The organism is Streptomyces sp. NPDC033845 (assembly GCF_055576225.1).
The window spans coordinates 159466-175828 of record NZ_JBVIRI010000014.1; the positions used below are offsets into that span (position 1 = coordinate 159466).

Here is a 16363-nt window from a genome sequence, read left to right on the forward strand (position 1 = left end):
TTCGCCCGCCCGTCCGTCCGTTCGTTCGTTCCGGGCCAAGTTCGGGAGGGCGGTTCGGGAGGAGTTGTCGGGGATCGCCGGGGCGAGCGGGATGTTTTCGAGCACCCATCCAGGCCACCCGCCGAATCCGCCGGCCCGGCCGCCGCCCTACGCTCACGAGCGGAGACCGCCGGGGACCGCGTGCGACCGGCCCCCGGCCGGGCCTCCCCGGACGCGGATCAGACCGCGTCCGGGGGGTCGGCCTGTGCCGCCCGGGCCAGCACCAGCACCCCCGCGGCGATCAGCCCCAGCCCCAGCAGCTGGGGGACCAGCCACCAGCCGGTCCGCACCTCCTCCTCGTAGAGCAGTACGCCCAGCAGCAGCCCGGTGCCCGCGTCACCCAGGGTCAGCGCCGGCTGGGAGGCCACCAGCGGCCCGCCCTGCATGGCGTGTTCGAACAGGAGGAGTGCGGCGATCCCGGCCACCACCAGCCCGTAGGTCTCCCACGCGGACAGGAAGCCGCTCAGTCCGCCCCCGTCGAAGGCGTGCACCGCCGACTTCATGAGGGCGGCCGTCAGCGCGTAGCAGAGCGCGGTGGCCAGGCCCAGACAGGCCGCCCGGACCAGCCCGGGGGAGCGCCGCAGCCCCGCCGCGGCCAGGGCCAGCACCGCGCCGGCCCCGGCGGCCAGGGTGGGGATCCAGCGGTCCAGCGGCACCTCCGTACGGTTCCCGGCGGGGGCCAGCGCCACCAGCGCCAGCCCCAGACCGCCGACCACCCCGGCCACCGCCCACCACTGGGCGCCCGGCAGCGCCCGCCGGGCGAACAGCGAGGCGATCAGCAGGGCCAGCGGCAGCTCCAGCACGAACAGCGGCTGGACCAGCGCCAGCGGCCCGGTGGCCAGGGCCAGCGCCTGGCCGGCCCCGGCGGCCAGCACGGCCAGCATCCCGGCCAGCCAGACCGGCCTGCGCAGCAGGTCGAGGATCAGTCCGGGCCGGAACCCGCGGCCGCTCGGCACGGTCAGCGCGGCCTTCCGCTGCAGCACCGTGGCGAGCGCGTTGCTGCACGCGGCGAACAGAGCGGCCAGGACCGGCAGCACGACACCCATGGCCCGATCCTCACCCCGGTCGGGGGAATGTGCCCGCCGGGGCGTGGCCCGTACGGCCCGTGGTGGTAGGGGAAGGGAATGCCCCCGCAAGTGCCCACGGAAACGCCCCCGGACCTGGTCTCCCGGCCGCTGCGCAGGGCCGCGGCCCACGCGTGGCGGCTGCTCGTCGTCGGCGCGGCCGTCTACGCGGTGTTCGCCGTGCTGGGCCGGTTCCACGAGATCGGCGTCGGACTGTTCCTGGCCCTGGTGGTCACCGCCCTGCTCCGTCCGGTGGCCGATCTGGTGACCTCGACCGGGGCCTCCCGGGGGCTCGCCGTGGGCATCACCCTGATCGGCGGGATCGCCCTGGTGCTGGGCGGGCTGGCCCTGGTCGGCGAGGCGGTGGCGGGGGAGCGCACCACCTTGGTGAAGGAGTTCCGGGACGGGCTGGGCCGGATCGAGGACTGGCTGGAGCGGCCGCCGTTCCATCTGAACCCCGGGGTCCTGGCCGACCTCCAGTCCAAGACCGGCGACTACCTGTCCAGCCACCGGTCCACCCTGCTCAGTACGGCCCTCAGCGGCGCCGGCCAGCTGGTGCACGTGCTGACGGTGCTGGCGCTGGCCCTGTTCGCCTCGGTGTTCTTCCTCCACTCGGGGCACCGGCAGTGGTCCTGGTTCTGCGACCAGCTGCCCGGCGGGGCGCGCGGCCGCTGGGAGGCGGCGGGCCGGGCGGCCTGGCGCACCTTCACCGGCTACACCCACGGGATCGTGCTGGTCGCGGCCACCAACGCGGTGCTGGTCGGGGTGGCGCTGTACTTCCTCGGGGTGCCGCTGGCCGTGCCGCTGGCCCTGCTGGAGTTCTTCGCCGCGTTCGTCCCGCTGGTCGGCTCACCGGTGGCGTTGGGGGTGGCGGCGGTGGTGGCGCTGGCCGCGAAGGGGCCGGTGGTGGCCGGGATCGTGGTCGTGCTGATCGTGGTGATCGGGCAGATCGAGGGGCATCTGCTGCATCCGCTGGTGATGAGCTGGGCCGTCCGGCTGCATCCGCTGGTGGTGGCGGTGTCGGTGCTGGCCGGGGCCACCGCGGCGGGGGTGGTGGGCGCGGTCGTGGCCGTCCCGCTGGTGTCGGTGCTCTGGTCGGTCCGGACGGCGCTGCGGCCGCCCGCGCCGCCGGTGCCGGCCCCGCCTGGCTGAAAAGCGATCGGTCGTCGAAGGACGGAAACCGCCCGGAAATCACCGGGAAACCGTCCGGAAACCCGTCGGAAAGCACTTCGGGCGGTTCCCGGTGAACCGGAAACCGCCCGAAGATCAGGTGCGCCGCCAGGGACTCGAACCCCGGACCCGCTGATTAAGAGTCAGCTGCTCTAACCAACTGAGCTAGCGGCGCCTGCTGACAGAGAAAATACTACCCGGTCCCCGGGGGTGCTCCGCACCATCGCCCGGAGGGGCTCAGAGGGTCAGCGAGAGCAGCAGCGGGGCGGCCTTCCGGTTGAGCGCGTCGGCGGCGGCCCGCAGCCGGTGGGCGTGCTCCACCGGCATGGACAGCGCCAGGCAGCCCACCGAGGCGCCCGCGGTGATCGGGACGGCCGCGCAGACGGTGCCCACCGCGTACTCCTGGAGGTCCAGCATCGGCACGGTGGCCGGCTGGCTGTCGAGCTTGGAGAACAGCACCCGCTCGTTGGTGATGGTCTTGGAGGTCAGCCGGGCGATCTTGTGGCGGGACAGGTGGTCCCGCCGCCCGTTCACGTCCAGCTGTGTGAGCAGGCACTTTCCGACCGCGCTGGCGTGGGCCGCCGAGCGGAAGTCGACCCACTCGTGGACCTTGGGGGTGCGCGGGCTGTCGGCGAACTGGGTGATCCGGACCTCGCCGTCCACATAGCGGCTGATGTAGACGGCCGCGCCGACGGAGTCGCGCAGCCTGTCCAGGGTCTCCTGGAGCTTGCTCTGGAGGGCCTGCTTGCGGTCGACCCCGGAGCCGAGGAGGACCAGCGAGTCGCCTATCGCGTAGGCCCCGTCCGAGACCTGGAGGACATAGCCCTCGCGGCGGAGCATGAGCAGCATGGGGGCCAGGTGCGCGGCCGGCAGGCCCGTCTCCCGGGCGATCTGCGTGTCGGTCACGCCACTGTGGTGCCGTCCGATCGTCTCCAGCACGCGCAGGGCGTACTGCACCGAATGGAACGGCGCGGTCGGCTCGGGCTTCAGCGCCACGGTTCCCCCCTAGCAGGTTGTTACCGCTTGCCCTACCACGATAGCCACCAAGGGGCGCTCTTGGAGCGCCTGTTGATGAGATTGATGGCTCAATCATGCCCCCTGGCCGGGACCTATCCCAGCGGCATATGCCTAGGTCACGGCCGCTGTCCCGGTGTGCCGGGAATGCCCGACGGGCACCTCCTGTTCGACTCCTTCGTACGGGATACCGGGCGGTAGGCGATGTGACGGAGGCAACGATGAGTGACGTACGGGACGCGAACCGGGACACGAACCGAGACTCGGGCCGGGAGCCCGACCGGGACCCGATCCGGGGGACCGCCCTGGGAGGCGCGCCGGTTCCGCTGTCGGTGCTGGACCTGGTGACCGTCGGCGCCGGCGGCACCGCCCACGAGTCCCTGCGCACGAGCGTGGAACTCGCCCGACTCGCGGAGTCCCGGGGCTACCAGCGGCACTGGGTGGCCGAGCACCACTCGATGCCCGGGGTGGCCAGCTCCTCCCCGGCCGTGATCCTCGCCCACCTCGCCGCCCACACCCGGCGGATCCGGCTGGGCTCGGGCGGGGTGATGCTCCCCAACCACGCCCCGCTGGCCGTGGCCGAGCAGTTCGGCACCCTGGAGGCGCTCGCGCCGGGGCGCGTCGACCTCGGGCTCGGGCGCGCGCCCGGCACCGACGGCCGCACCGCCGCCGCCCTGCGCGGGACGAACCGCCCGGACGCCGACGCCGCCGAGTTCCCCCGGCAGCTCGCCGAGCTGACCCGGTTCCTGGACGACGACTTCCCCGACGGCCACCCCTACGCCCGGGTGCACGCGGTCCCCGGACCGGTCCAGGGCCCGTCCGCCCGTCCGCCGCTCTGGCTGCTCGGCTCCTCCGGCTTCAGCGCCGCGCTGGCCGGCGAGCTGGGACTGCCCTTCGCCTACGCCCACCACTTCTCGGCGGCCGGCACCCTGCCCGCGCTGCGCCTCTACCGGGAGAGCTTCCGGCCCTCCGCCGTGCTCGACGCCCCCTACGCGGCGATCGGGGTCTCCGCGCTGGCCGCCGAGGACCCGGCCGAGGCCCGCGCCCAGGTGCTGACCGGCGCCCTGTCCATGCTGCGGCTGCGCACCGGCCGCCCCGGGCTGATCCCGACCCCGGAGGAGGCCGCCGCCCACCCGTACTCCCCGCAGGAGCGCGAGTTCGTGGACGGCTGGCTCGCGAACGTGGTGTACGGCACCCCGGAGGAGGTGCGGGCGGGGCTGGACGCGCTGGTCGCCCGGACCGGCGCGGACGAGCTGATGCTGACCGCCAACGCGCACGGCGCGCAGGCCCGGCTGCGCTCGTACGGGCTCGTCGCAGATGCGTACGGGATGCCGAAGGAGACGCGTCCGGCCGACTGACGGCAGATGAACGGGGTTTGGCTGGTCTATTGCAGCAACCTTGCACAGCGGTTCCTCAAGGGAGCCTTAAAGCGCTCTTCACCGGGGGTGGAGAGCGCTTTCTGATGCGCCCTCAGGCCTCTGACTTGGGAAAGTGTGCCCGGACAGGTCTAGTCCATCTTTGGCCGAGCTTTGGCCTAAACCATTGACGCGGTAGTGCCGTGATCGATATCACTGCTCCCACCCGGGCCGTCACATCCCTCCCGCCCCCCTCCGGAGGCTGCTCATGCACATCCGTAAACCCCTCGTCGCGGCGGCGACCACCGCGGCGCTCGCCGCCGGCGCGTTCGCCACCTTCGCGGGCCTCGGCACCGCCCAGGCCGCCGACTCCGCCGCCGCCTCCGGTGGTGTCCGCATCGCGTACTACGACCAGTGGAGCGTGTACGGGAACGCCTTCTACCCCAAGCACCTCGACACCCGGGGCATAGCGGGCAAGCTGGACGTCATCAACTACTCGTTCGGCAATATCCACCCCACCGAACTCACCTGTTTCCAGGCCAACAAGGCCGCCGGTGACGACAACAACCCGAACGCCGGCGACGGCGCGGGCGACAGCTACGCGGACTACCAGAAGTCCTTCAGCGCGGCCGACAGCGTGGACGGCGTCGCCGACAAGTGGGACCAGCCGATCGTGGGCGTCTTCAACCAGTTCAAGGAACTGAAGGCCAAGTACCCCCACCTGAAGATCAACATCTCGCTGGGCGGCTGGACCTACTCGAAGTTCTTCCACGACGCGGCCAAGACCGACGCCTCCCGCAAGAAGCTGGTCGCCTCCTGCATCAAGCAGTACATCAAGGGCGACCTCCCGGTGGAGGGCGGCTACGGCGGCGCCGGCACCGCGGCGGGCATCTTCGACGGCATCGACATCGACTGGGAGTACCCGGGTTCCTCCGGCGGCCACCTGGGCAACCACTACGGCCCCGAGGACAAGCAGAACTTCACCCTGCTGCTCCAGGAGTTCCGCAAGCAGCTCGACGCCGAGGGCGCGGCCAACGGCGGCAAGAAGTACCTGCTGACCGCGGCCCTGCCGGCCGGCCAGGACAAGATCAAGTACATCGAGACGGACAAGATCGGCGCGTACCTCGACTACGCGAACATCATGACGTACGACATGCACGGCGCCTGGGACAGCGACGGGCCGACCTACCACCAGTCCCCGCTCTACTCCCCGGCCGGCGACCCGACCGACCCGATCGCCCCGGGCACCCAGAAGTACAGCATCGACAACGCCATCGACTCCTGGATCGACGGCAACCCGGCCTACGGGATCGCCGGCGGCTTCCCCGCCAACAAGCTGACCCTCGGCTACGAGTTCTACTACCGCGGCTGGAAGGGCGTCCCGGCCGGCGCCAACAACGGCCTCGCCCAGTCGGCCACCGGCGCCTCCAACGTCCGCCCGGTCAGCCAGCAGGCCGGCATCGCCCACTACAAGGAGCTCGGCGGGATCGTCGACAACCCGGCGACCACCTTCTGGGACGAGGGCGCCAAGTCCGCCTACTTCTACAAGGACGGCGAGTTCTTCACCGGCCTGAACCAGAAGGCCATCCAGGCCCGGGTGGACTACGGCAAGCAGCGCGGCCTGGCCGGCGCGATGATGTACTCGCTCCTCGGCCTGGACAACAACACCACCCTGCTGAACCAGATCTCGGACGCCCTCGGCGGTGCCACGCAGCCGCCCACCACCCCGCCGACCACGCCTCCGACCACGCCGCCCACCACCCCGCCGACCACGCCTCCGACGACCCCGCCGACCGGCTGCGGATCCGTCCAGGCCTACGTCGCCGGAACCGTCTACACCGGCGGCAGCGAGGTCTCCCACAACGGCCGCAAGTACAAGGCCCAGTGGTGGACCCAGAACGAGACGCCGGGCACGACCGGTGAGTGGGGCGTCTGGAAGGACCTCGGCGCCTGCTGATCCCCCCACCCCGCGCCGAGCGACCCGCCGCCCCCCTGCTCCGACCAGGCAGGGGGGCGGCGGTGTGCCCGGGGGCTACTCGGCGGGCAGCACCCCGGCCGCCGTACCGGACCGGGCGCTGATCATCCGGGCGATCAGGTGCGGGGCCACCGCGCGGGAGTACAGCCAGCCCTGGCCGGTGTCGCAGCCCACCCGGCGCAGCCGAGCCGCCTGCCCGGCCGTCTCCACGCACTCCGCCGTCACCGTCAGCCCCAGCCGGTGCGCCAGCTGCACCAGGGCCTCCACGATGGTCTCGTCCGCCGGGTTGGGGTGCGCCCCGCCCTCGTAGCGGAAGCCGCGGACGAAGGACCCGTCCAGCTTGAGCACCGAGACCGGCAGCCGGCTCAGATAGGCCAGGTTGGAGTAGCCGGTGCCGAAGTCGTCGATGGCGATCCGGACCCCCATGTCGCTCAGTGCCTGGAGGGCCTGGAGCGGGCGCCCCGCCGAGCCCATCACCGCCGACTCGGTCAGCTCCAGCTGGAGCAGCTGGGGGGCCAGCCCGGTCTCGGCGAGGATCTCCGCCACATCGCCCACCAGGTCGGAGTCCCAGACCTGCCGGACCGCCACGTTCACCGAGACGAACACCGGGGCCTCGCTGGGGTGGTCGATCTGCCAGCGCCGGGCCTGCCGGCAGGCGGTCCGCAGCACCCACTGGCCCAACTGGACGATGGAGCCGTCCTCTTCGGCAATTCCGATGAACCGATTCGGCGTCAGCATGCCGAACTGGGGGTGGTTCCAGCGCACCAGCGCCTCCACCCCGCGCACCACCCCGCTCTCCAGGTCCACCAGCGGCTGGTACTCCAGCTCGAACTCGTCCCGGTCCACGGCCGGACGGAGCGTGCTGGAGAGTGCCTGCCTGGTCATCCGGTGCGCGTTGCGCTCCGGGTCGAACAGGGTCCAGCGGGCCTTCCCGTCGGCCTTCGCCCAGTACAGGGTGGTGTCCGCGGCCTGCATCAGGGCGGTGGCGGAGGTGCCGGCGGCGGCCCGCTCCACCACCCCGATGGAGGCGGACACCGACAGCCGCTGCCCGGCCAGGTCGAAGGGCTCCTGGACGGCGGCCAGCACGGAGCGGGCGAGGTCGGCCAGTTCCTCGGTCCCGGTGGACTCCTCGACCAGCAGCGCGAACTCGTCGCCGCCCAGCCGGGCCACCAGGTGCCCGCCGGTCCGCCCGTATCCGGACTGGTCGGCGCACTGGGCGAGCCGGGCCGCGACCGCGGTCAGCAGCCGGTCGCCGACCCGGTGCCCCAGGGTGTCGTTGACGGCCTTGAAGCCGTCCAGGTCCAGATAGCAGAGTCCGATCCGGCCGGTGGCGCCGCGCTGCTCGTAGGCGGCGGGCTCCAGGGCGGCGGAGAGCCGCTCGAAGAACAGCGCCCGGTTGGGCAACCGGGTCACCGGGTCGTACATCTGGAGGTGCCTCAGCCGGGCCTGGAGGTCGCGCCGGTCGCTGATGTCGGCGACCGACATCAGGACGTCCCGGGTACCGGGCACAGGCCCGAGGGTGACCTCGGTCCAGAGGCTGTGCCCGTCCGGGTGCTTGAGCCGGCGGGTGCAGCGCAGCCGGGCCTGCCGGCCGCGCAGCACCTCCCGGTAGGCCTGCCAGGTCCGGGCCTCGGCGGCCAGGTCCACCAGGTCGGCCGCGGACCGTTCGATCAGGGACTGCGGCTCGGTGCCGAGCAGCCCGCCGAGCGCGTCGTTGGCGGCGACGACCAGGCCGTCCCGGTCGACGACGGCCATCGCCAGATGGGCCGCGTTGAAGGCGGCCCGGTAGTCGCGCAGTTCACGCTCCGTGACGGCCGGGCGGATGCTGTCGGCCGCCGAACCGGTCCCCTCTGAGGTTCCGCTCACCGTTTCGCTCCCGCAGTGCTCGTGCCGTCGGCGCAGGAAAGTGTGCCGATCATAGAGCCACCCGGGGGGCCCTATCCAGCGGCGTCGCCGTCCGGGGCGGGCTGCTTCGGTGTGCTGACGGTCTGCTGACGGCGGGTCGGACCCGCCACGCCCGATCGTTTCTGCGCGGCTGTGAACACGCCGGGTGCTCACGTGATCGCTCGTGACGCTTCGTAATGTCCCGTTCGGGTCCGTGCGGGCGTTGTTCCCCTGGTCGCTCACTCGTGTGGGGCACCGGAACAATGCATAAGTAGGACAATCGTCGCAAGGTGGGTGAGATAGATCGAATCCCCCCACCGGAGGTCGATGTGCCGCGACAGCAGACACCCGGGGGAGTGGACCGTCGGCGGATGCGCAGCGCGGCGGCCTCACTCACCTCACTGACGGCGCTCGCCGCCATGTCTCTCGTCGCGGGGCCCGCGGCCGCCGACACCGGGGCCGGCCCCTGTGCCCTCACCCGCACGGCCGCCCACCACTCCCTGGGCCTGGACAGCTGGAACCGCTCCTACCCCAAGCCGGAGACCGAGCTCGACGCGGTGATGGTGTTCCTGTCCTTCCCGGACTCGACCCCGCGCAACAGCCCGGAGGAGCTGACCGCCGACTACTTCCCGGCGACCAGCGAGTTCTTCGAGCGGGCCTCCTACGGCAGCTTCCGCCTGGTGCCGCACCCGGGGCGGCAGTGGCTCCGGATGCCCCGCCCGTCCACCGCGTACGGCATACAGCGCGACTGGGACCCGGAGGACCGGGCCGCCTACCTGCGGGACGCGGTCGCCACCGCCGACCGGTCGGTGGACTTCTCGGCCTACGACATCGTCTACTTCGTGGCCGACCCGGACGCCCCCGGCGTGGACTCCGACGCCACCAAGGTGGTCAACTTCGACCGGCCGATCCGGGCCGACGGCACCGAGCTGCGGAGGATCGTCACCGTCTTCGAGCAGCACCCGCCGGACCGCAACGTCCTCGCCCACGAGACCGGGCACGTCTTCGACCTGCCCGACCTCTACCACCGGCCCACCGACGGCAAGGGCGACTGGGACACCTACGTCGGCGACTGGGACGTCATGGGCAGCCAGTTCGGCATGGCCCCCGACCTCTTCGCCTGGCACAAGTGGAAGCTGGGCTGGCTCGACCCGGGCCAGGTGGACTGCGTGCAGAACGGCTCCTCGCTGCACACCCTCCAGCCGCTGGCCGAGGCGGTCCCCGAGGGCGGCACCGGCGGCACCCGGCTGGCCGTGGTCCGGACCGGCCCCGGCAGCGCCATCGCCATCGAGGCCCGCGGATCGGCCGGCAACGACGGGGACACCTGCACCGAAGGGGTCCTGGTCTACCGGGTCCGCAACGAGGCGGCCTCCGGCGGCGGCCCGATCGAGGTCCTGGACGCCCATCCGGACACCGAGGCCTGCTGGGACCGCTCGGTGTACCCGCCGCTGGCGGACGCCCCGCTGGAGGTCGGCGAGACCTACACGGTGCCGGGCGAACGGATCACCATCGAGGTCGCGGACCGCACCCGCTCCGGGGCCTACACGGTGAAGATCACCACCTGAACGGAAACGAGGAAGGCCCCCACTCGTGAGAGTGGGGGCCTTCCTCCGTCTGTGCGCCGCCAGGGACTCGAACCCCGGACCCGCTGATTAAGAGTCAGCTGCTCTAACCAACTGAGCTAGCGGCGCCTGCTGACGTGGTAGACATTAGCACCCGGATCCGCCGTTGGAAAAATCGATAACCCGCAGGTCGGCCGTGGCGGCGGTACGGGCCGCCCGGACGCAGGCCCACAGCAGGGCCTCCGCCCCCGGCAGCCACGGAACCCGGCAGTCCGGCGCCACCAGCCAGCGCGAGGGGCCCGGTACGGGCGCCAGGGCGGGCACCGTCACCGCGTCCCCGCGGCCGTGGCAGAGCGGCGCCGGCACCGCCTCGGCCCACTCCTCCCAGTCCAGCAGCGAGGGCAGCCGCTGGGCCGTCCCGGGCGTGGCGAACAGCAGCATCCGGCCCCGGTGGACCGCGACCGGGCCCGAACCCGGACCCTCCCGCCGCATCAGGTCCAGCACCCGGCGGCCGAACACCACCGGCACGTTGACGATGTCGAACGCGGTCCCGCAGGGCAGCACCGCGGGCGCGCCCGGCCGGCCCTGCCAGAGGGCGAGGGTGCTGCGCGGATGCGCCGAGGCGGAGGCGAGCCAGGCGGCACCCGACGGGGTGACCCGGGTCGCCGGGGCGGTGCGGGCGGGAGCGCCGGATTCCGTCGAGAGCCTCGTCAGCGTCGTCATGACACAGGTCTACCGGGTGTGGCCGACCGTTTCCGGTGAGTTACCGGAAACGGGGACGCGCCGGGCCGTACTGCGCTATCTTGCGCCGCGCATATGCCATGGGGGTGGGGCGGGTCAGGGATCCGGGGTGCCCCGGAGCAGGTCCTCGCCGAACTCGATCATCTTCTCGGCGTAGTCCTCGGTCCACTCGGCGCGGGCGGCGATGGCCGCCGTCGACAGCCGGTCGAACCGGCGGGGGTCGGCCAACTGGGCCGCCGCCACCGCCTGGAACTCCGTCGCACGCTCCTGCGCGGCCCGGAACGCCAGGGTCAGCTCGGTGGCGCGGGACAGCAGCTCCCGCGGATCGTCGATGGACTCCAGGTCGAAGAAGTGCTCCGGGTCCGCGGCAGCCTCCGAGGGCTCGAAGAGCAGCGGCGCGGGCCGCAGCCTCCGCTCGGTCCGCTCGGGCTCTGCCATACGTGTCCTCCTGTGTTCGTGGCCGGTCGCGGCCCGGCGGAGCTTCCGGGCCACCCTCCATTGTCCAACGCCGCGCAAGACCGCCCCAGGCGGCCTAGGGCCGCCAGGAAACCCGGTGCTCGGAGAGTTGCTGGAGCACGGTGTGGTTGGCCTCCCAGCCGTCCGGGCTGTGCCGGTCTGCCGCCTCTGGCGGCGTGCCGGACTCCGTCCGGCGTGGGGCCGGGCTTCGGGTGGGGCGGTCAGGGGCGCCATGGCACCCGGTGCTCGGAGAGTTGCTGGAGCACGGTGTGGTTGGCCTCCCAGCCGTCCGGGAACTTCACGGCCACGCCCAGCTGGACCGGTTCGGTGGACGGGTGGGCGTCCAGCAGGTCCGCTATGCCGGCCCGGGCCACCACCACGCAGGCGTGCCGGTGCCGGGAGGCCAGCACGCACAGCCGGCCGGTCTCCAGGTGGAAGGCGGTGGCGTCCGGCCGGCCGGACAGCGGGTGCAGGACCACCGTCAGGTCGTACTCCCGGCCCTGGAGCCGGTTGGCCGTGTCCACCGTCACCCCGGTGACCGCCAGTTCCGCCAGCGCCGCCCGGACCGCCGCCGCCTGGTCCCGGTGGGCGGTGCCGACCGCGATCCGGTCCGGGCCGAGCGGCCGCGGGCCGGCCGTGTGCTCGTCCGCCGTGACCGCGCCGCGGTCCAGGGCCCGCCGGACCACCAGGGCCACCGCCCGGACCGCCTCCGGATCGGTCCGCGGGGTGTGCCGGGCGGGCAGCTCCAGCAGCCCCCAGCCGGACTCCGCCGCCTCGTCCAGCACCCGGTCCGGCCCGGAGCCGTCCCCCGCCACCCCGTAGGCCAGCCGCCGGTCCCCGTGACCGGTGCCGCTGCGGAACGGGGTGTACGGGTAGAAGGCGCGGGACACCAGCGGTGCCGCCGAGGCGGGCAGCCGCCAGGACACCGGCAGCCGGTGCTGCGGCAGCTCCGGGTTGTGCGCCAGCAGGGTGGACACCGCCGACGCCGAGGGGTCGTACGACAGGCCCGCCCACTGTTCCGCGCCCACCACGCTGAACGGGTCCAGCTGCCCCGGATCGCCGACGAACAGCGCCCGTTCGAACAGTCCGGCCACGGCCAGCAGGGCGTCCGAGCGCATCTGGTAGGCCTCGTCCACGATCGCGTGCTCCCAGGGCTCCACCCCCTGGACATAGGCCCACTTCGCGGCCGTGGACACGGTCACCGGCAGTTCGGCCAGATCCCCCGGCTTGGCCGACAGGGTCACCGAGGGCAGCCCGCGCAGCGCCGGGTCGTAGGCGTCGCCCTCGCTGCTGTGCAGCCGGCCCACCGGCAGTTCCGGGTCCTTCTCCGCCAGCCGCAGCACCAGGTCGTCGACCTGCGCGTTGGTCTGCGCGACGATCATCAGCCGGCGGCCGGCCCCGGCCAGCTCCCGGGCCGCCCGCACCACCAGGGTGGACTTCCCGGCCCCGGGCGGGGAGTCGACGACCACGCCCCGGCGGGGGCTGTGCAGGGTGTCGTGCAGGATCGCCTCGGTGGCCCGGGCGGCCGCCGCCCCCGGGTCCGGCAGGGTCTCGGTCACAGCAGGTCCTCGTCGGTCACGGCGTCGGGCAGCGGGACGGCGGCCGCGGATCCGGGCGGGCCGCCGTGGGTCCACGGGGTCTGCTCCGGATCGGGCAGCCTCGGGCCGCCGCGGGCCTCGTGCTCGAACAGGGTGAAGCACACCCGGTCGCCCTTGCCCGGCACCGAACCCGGCTCGGGCTCCCGGCCGCGGCCCATCTTGTCCAGGATCCGCAGCACCAGCAGGCCGCCCTCGGCCCACTCGACGAACTCGGCGCTCTGCGGCCTTCCGTCCAGCGAGCGGAAGAGCTTTCCGCCGCCGCCCTCCGGGAGCTGCGGCCGGTCCTCGGTGGCCACCGTCACCAGCGGGCGGGGGCTGGGCCGCTTGGACTCCGTCCAGGTCATCACCACCTCGGTGACCTCCCCTTCGAAGGCTTCCCCGGACAGCCGGCGGCCCGCCATCACCAGCGGGTCGTCCAGCGCCTCCTGGGCGTCCAGACGTGCCTGCTCGGTCTCCCGGGTGGCCAGCTTCTGGGCCGCCGTCACCGCGTCGTCGCGGCGCGGCTGGGGCGGCTCGCCCGCCCGGACCCGGTCCCGGTGGCCGGTGTAGGACCAGCGGTCACGGGTCCAGCGCTCCCCGGTGCGCTCGCCGGGCGGCAGCTCCCGCAGCAGGTCCAGGGCCTGCCACACGGCCGACCAGGTGCCGCGCATCTGGTCCGCGACCAGCCGCCGGACCTCCTGCTCGGCGGCGTGCGCGGCGGCCGCCGCGGCGGGCCCGGGCGCCGGCCCGTCCGCCGCCTCGGCCCGGGCCGCGTCGAACCGGGCCATCGCCGGGGCCAGCAGCCGGTTGTCGAAGGCCGGGTCGGTGGCCGGACCGGCCGGCGGTGTCCGCAGCTGGCCCTCCGGGTCCCGGTCCAGCTCCGCCCGCAGCGCGCACTCGGCCCCCGAGAGCCCCTCCGGAGGGTCTATCCAGCCCAGCAGGGAGCCCAGGTGCTGGTCCTCCAGACCGCTCTGGCCGGTGGCCCAGTGCCGGGACAGCAGGTCGGTGGCCGACAGCAGCATCGAGGAGCCCGGCACCCGGGACCGCTCGGCCAGATGGGTGAGCCAGCGGCCCAGCAGCGGCACCCGGGAGGGCACCGGGTGTGGGGCCTCGGGGTCCTGCTCGGCGGTCCGCCGGAACCGCATCGACCGGCCGAGCAGCCGGACGTACTCCACACCGGCCCCGCTGGGCACGATCAGCTGCGGGGCGTCCGCGCACACCTCGGTCTCGACCTTGACGCGCTTGCCGGTCTCCGGGTCGGTCTCGGTCCGCTCGGCCGGCTCCACCGGTTCCGCGTACCCGTCGAGGTACGGCATCAGGTGCTCGGCCAGCTCGGCCAGGAACTCCCAGCGCAGGTCGCGGTCGCGGGGCTGGGGCACCACCAGGACCACCGGCTCGTGGCGGTCGGTGCCCAGCATCGCGCCCAGCGGGGCGCCCGCCTCACCGGCGGTGGTCAGCGGGACGAGCACCATCGGGCGGGCGCCCAGATGACGGTGCCGGACGGTGGCCAGCGGCTGGGCCCGCCCGGTGTGCACGGCCTCCAGCCGGGCCAGGGTGTTCAGCAGGGACATGCGGGGGCCTCCGTGCCCGGGCGCGGACGGTCGGCGGCGGCCCGCAGCGCCTCGGCGCGCAGCCGGGCGGCCCGGTGCAGGGCCTCGGCGGCGGGGTCGGGGGCCGCGTCGGCGGCGGGCGGCCCGGCGGCGGCCGCCAGCGCGGCCCCGACGGTGGCCAGGGAGCCGAGCTCGGCGCGCACCGAGCGGCCCAGCACCGTGACGGTGCCCGATTCCCGGGCCCGCTCCCGGCAGTGGAAGGCCAGCTCGCAGGCGGCCAGGCAGTCGGGGGCGTAGGCCGCCTCCACGGCTGCCACCGCCTCCGCGAGCTCCTCGGCCGGCCGGGACGGGTCGAAGCTCAGGCCCTCCGGGAGGGCGGCGGCCAGGTCCTCCACCCGGGTCAGCCGGTCCAGCTGGCGGCGGGTGACCGAGCGCTGCTTGCGGATGTCGAGGACGGCCGCGGTCGGCAGGTTGGAGAAGTCCTTGGGGCAGACCAGCAGCGCCCGGTGGTCGACGGTGGCGCCCTCCAGCCGGGCCGCGACGCCCTCCAGGGCCAGGACGTAGACGGCGGCCTGGCGGGCGGCGGCCCCGGCCTTCGCCGGGTCCGCGGAGCCGTCGATCATCGGGAAGGACTTGATCTCGACGACGGTCCAGCGGCCGTCGGGGCCGACCACCAGGGCGTCCGGCTCCAGATAGGCCGGGGTGCCGGCCACCTCCAGCACCAGCATCGGGTGGTCGAGGAGGGTCCAGGCGCCGTCCGCGAGGGCGGCCGCGGTGGCCTCGCGCAGGGCCAGCGCGGTCCGGCCGGCCCGGCCGTCGGGCCCGGCCGCGGTCAGGTCGGGGACGCGGACGGCCGGGCCGGGCGGCTCGCCGCCGGCGGCGCCCAGCGCCTCGTACACCAGACGCAGGAGTTCGGTGCCGCCGTCGGCCTTGACCCGGGCCTCGAAGGAGTTCCCGCGGATGATCGCGAACTGGGACTGGCCGAAGCCGGCCGGGCTGCCGAGGGCGCCCGCCAGCACCGTCTTGTCGACCCCGGCGCCGTCCAGCAGGGCGCGGCGGCCGCAGCCGGGGTTGGCGGCCAGGGCCGCCAGGGCGCGGGCGTCCAGCGGGCGGGGCGGCACGGCGGGGCCGCGCAGATCAGCGAGTCGCTGCCGGAGAGTCGTCTTCGGCGGGCGGCCGCTGGGCGGGTAGGAGCTCACCCGCGGAAGTGTCCCATCCGCCACTGACAACCGGGCTCGAACGGCGGGAGAGCAGTCGGCGGGCCAGCAGGAAACCGGCGCCCATGACGGCGGCCCCGGCCACCGCGTCGAGGAAGTAGTGGTTGGCGGTGCCCATCACCACCAGGGTGGTGAGCAGCGGGTACGCGATGCCGGCCGCCTTGGCGAGCGGGCGGCGCCCGTGCAGGTAGAGCAGCACCCCGCACCACAGGGCCCAGCCCACGTGCAGGCTGGGCATCGCCGCGTACTGGTTGGTGAGGGAGCCCATGCCGCGCGGTGCGCTGGCCTCCGCGCCCCACCAGCCGTACGAGCTGTAGTAGGCCATGGTGTCGGTGAACCCGTGGCCGGCGGACAGCAGCCGGGGCGGGCAGGTCGGCAGCAGGGCGAAGCCGATCAGCCCCAGCAGGGTGGAGGCGACCAGCCAGGTGCGGGCGGCCCGGTAGTGGGCGGGTCGGCGGCGGTACATCCAGACCAGCACCGCCGGGGTGACCAGGTAGTGCAGCGAGGCGTAGACGAAGTCGGCGGGTACGCCGATCCAGGCCTGGGCGGTGAACAGCCGGTTCAGGGGCCGTTCGAAGTCGATGCCGAGGAAGCCCTCGTACCGGAGGATGGCGAGGCCGTGGTCTATGGCCAGCTGTACATCGCCGCGGGCCAGGAGTCTGCCGCAGGAGTACGCCGCGTAGACGAGTCCCAGCAGCAGCAGTTCGGACCACCATCGGGTGGTCCGGTGCCGTTCAGTCATACGACGTAAGACGAACG

General features: G+C 73.6%; 12 protein-coding genes, 2 tRNA genes and 1 pseudogene. 4 read left to right on the top strand and 11 right to left on the bottom strand.

Annotation, left to right across the window (positions count from 1 at the left end; genetic code table 11):
- Positions 1 to 218 precede the first annotated feature (218 nt).
- Positions 219 to 1085 (bottom strand): DMT family transporter, encoded by an 867-nt coding sequence (locus ACZ50K_RS27440; RefSeq protein ID WP_468907804.1) that lies wholly within the window; start codon positions 1083 to 1085, stop codon positions 219 to 221.
- A 78-nt stretch (positions 1086 to 1163) separates the two neighbouring features.
- On the opposite strand from ACZ50K_RS27440, the gene ACZ50K_RS27445 reads away from it, so the two are divergent.
- Complete coding sequence (locus ACZ50K_RS27445; RefSeq protein WP_468907805.1) at positions 1164 to 2255, top strand: AI-2E family transporter; 1092 nt, start codon at positions 1164 to 1166, stop codon at positions 2253 to 2255.
- A gap of 119 nt (positions 2256 to 2374) precedes the next feature.
- Here the strand turns inward: ACZ50K_RS27445 and ACZ50K_RS27450 are convergent.
- Positions 2375 to 2448: transfer RNA gene (locus ACZ50K_RS27450), tRNA-Lys, on the bottom strand.
- Positions 2449 to 2510: 62 nt separating this feature from the next.
- Positions 2511 to 3269 (bottom strand): IclR family transcriptional regulator, encoded by a 759-nt coding sequence (locus ACZ50K_RS27455; protein WP_468907807.1) that lies wholly within the window; start codon positions 3267 to 3269, stop codon positions 2511 to 2513.
- Between the two features lie 239 nt (positions 3270 to 3508).
- On the opposite strand from ACZ50K_RS27455, the gene ACZ50K_RS27460 reads away from it, so the two are divergent.
- Together ACZ50K_RS27460 and ACZ50K_RS27465 are read left to right on the top strand one after the other, a co-directional pair.
- Positions 3509 to 4645: an LLM class flavin-dependent oxidoreductase gene (locus ACZ50K_RS27460; RefSeq protein ID WP_468907809.1), complete on the top strand. Its 1137-nt coding sequence runs from the start codon at positions 3509 to 3511 to the stop codon at positions 4643 to 4645.
- A gap of 265 nt (positions 4646 to 4910) precedes the next feature.
- Positions 4911 to 6599 carry a glycosyl hydrolase family 18 protein gene (locus ACZ50K_RS27465; protein ID WP_468907810.1) on the top strand — a complete coding sequence of 563 codons (1689 nt, stop codon included), beginning with the start codon at positions 4911 to 4913 and terminating at the stop codon, positions 6597 to 6599.
- Positions 6600 to 6674: 75 nt separating this feature from the next.
- Here ACZ50K_RS27465 and ACZ50K_RS27470 read toward each other — a convergent pair whose 3' ends face one another.
- On the bottom strand, positions 6675 to 8483 hold the full coding sequence (locus tag ACZ50K_RS27470; RefSeq protein ID WP_468907812.1) for a putative bifunctional diguanylate cyclase/phosphodiesterase: 1809 nt from the start codon (positions 8481 to 8483) through the stop codon (positions 6675 to 6677).
- A 347-nt stretch (positions 8484 to 8830) separates the two neighbouring features.
- Here ACZ50K_RS27470 and ACZ50K_RS27475 point away from each other — a divergent pair, with 347 nt between their 5' ends.
- Positions 8831 to 10066: a M6 family metalloprotease domain-containing protein gene (locus ACZ50K_RS27475; RefSeq protein WP_468907813.1), complete on the top strand. Its 1236-nt coding sequence runs from the start codon at positions 8831 to 8833 to the stop codon at positions 10064 to 10066.
- Positions 10067 to 10118: 52 nt separating this feature from the next.
- Here ACZ50K_RS27475 and ACZ50K_RS27480 read toward each other — a convergent pair.
- The 7 genes and pseudogenes from ACZ50K_RS27480 to ACZ50K_RS27510 form a co-directional block, all read right to left on the bottom strand.
- Positions 10119 to 10192 (bottom strand) — tRNA-Lys (locus ACZ50K_RS27480).
- Positions 10183 to 10786: pseudogene (locus tag ACZ50K_RS27485) on the bottom strand (bifunctional DNA primase/polymerase). Before ACZ50K_RS27485 ends, ACZ50K_RS27480 begins: the two are co-directional and overlap by 10 nt.
- Positions 10787 to 10900: 114 nt before the next feature.
- A complete protein-coding gene (locus ACZ50K_RS27490; RefSeq protein WP_468907815.1) occupies positions 10901 to 11242 on the bottom strand; it encodes a hypothetical protein in 342 nt (113 codons plus the stop codon).
- 239 nt (positions 11243 to 11481) lie between these two features.
- Positions 11482 to 12819: an AAA domain-containing protein gene (locus ACZ50K_RS27495; protein WP_468907817.1), complete on the bottom strand. Its 1338-nt coding sequence runs from the start codon at positions 12817 to 12819 to the stop codon at positions 11482 to 11484.
- The gene (locus ACZ50K_RS27500) at positions 12816 to 14408 is read right to left on the bottom strand and encodes a hypothetical protein (RefSeq protein ID WP_468907818.1); all 1593 of its coding nucleotides are present in this window, start codon (positions 14406 to 14408) and stop codon (positions 12816 to 12818) included. Before ACZ50K_RS27500 ends, ACZ50K_RS27495 begins: the two co-directional genes overlap by 4 nt.
- Positions 14396 to 15586, bottom strand: a complete 1191-nt coding sequence (locus tag ACZ50K_RS27505) for a hypothetical protein (protein ID WP_468907820.1) — start codon at positions 15584 to 15586, stop codon at positions 14396 to 14398. The genes ACZ50K_RS27500 and ACZ50K_RS27505 overlap by 13 nt, the downstream gene beginning before the upstream one ends.
- Positions 15525 to 16346: a phosphatase PAP2 family protein gene (locus ACZ50K_RS27510; protein WP_468907822.1), complete on the bottom strand. Its 822-nt coding sequence runs from the start codon at positions 16344 to 16346 to the stop codon at positions 15525 to 15527. Before ACZ50K_RS27510 ends, ACZ50K_RS27505 begins: the two co-directional genes overlap by 62 nt.
- Between the last annotated feature and the right edge of the window lie 17 nt (positions 16347 to 16363).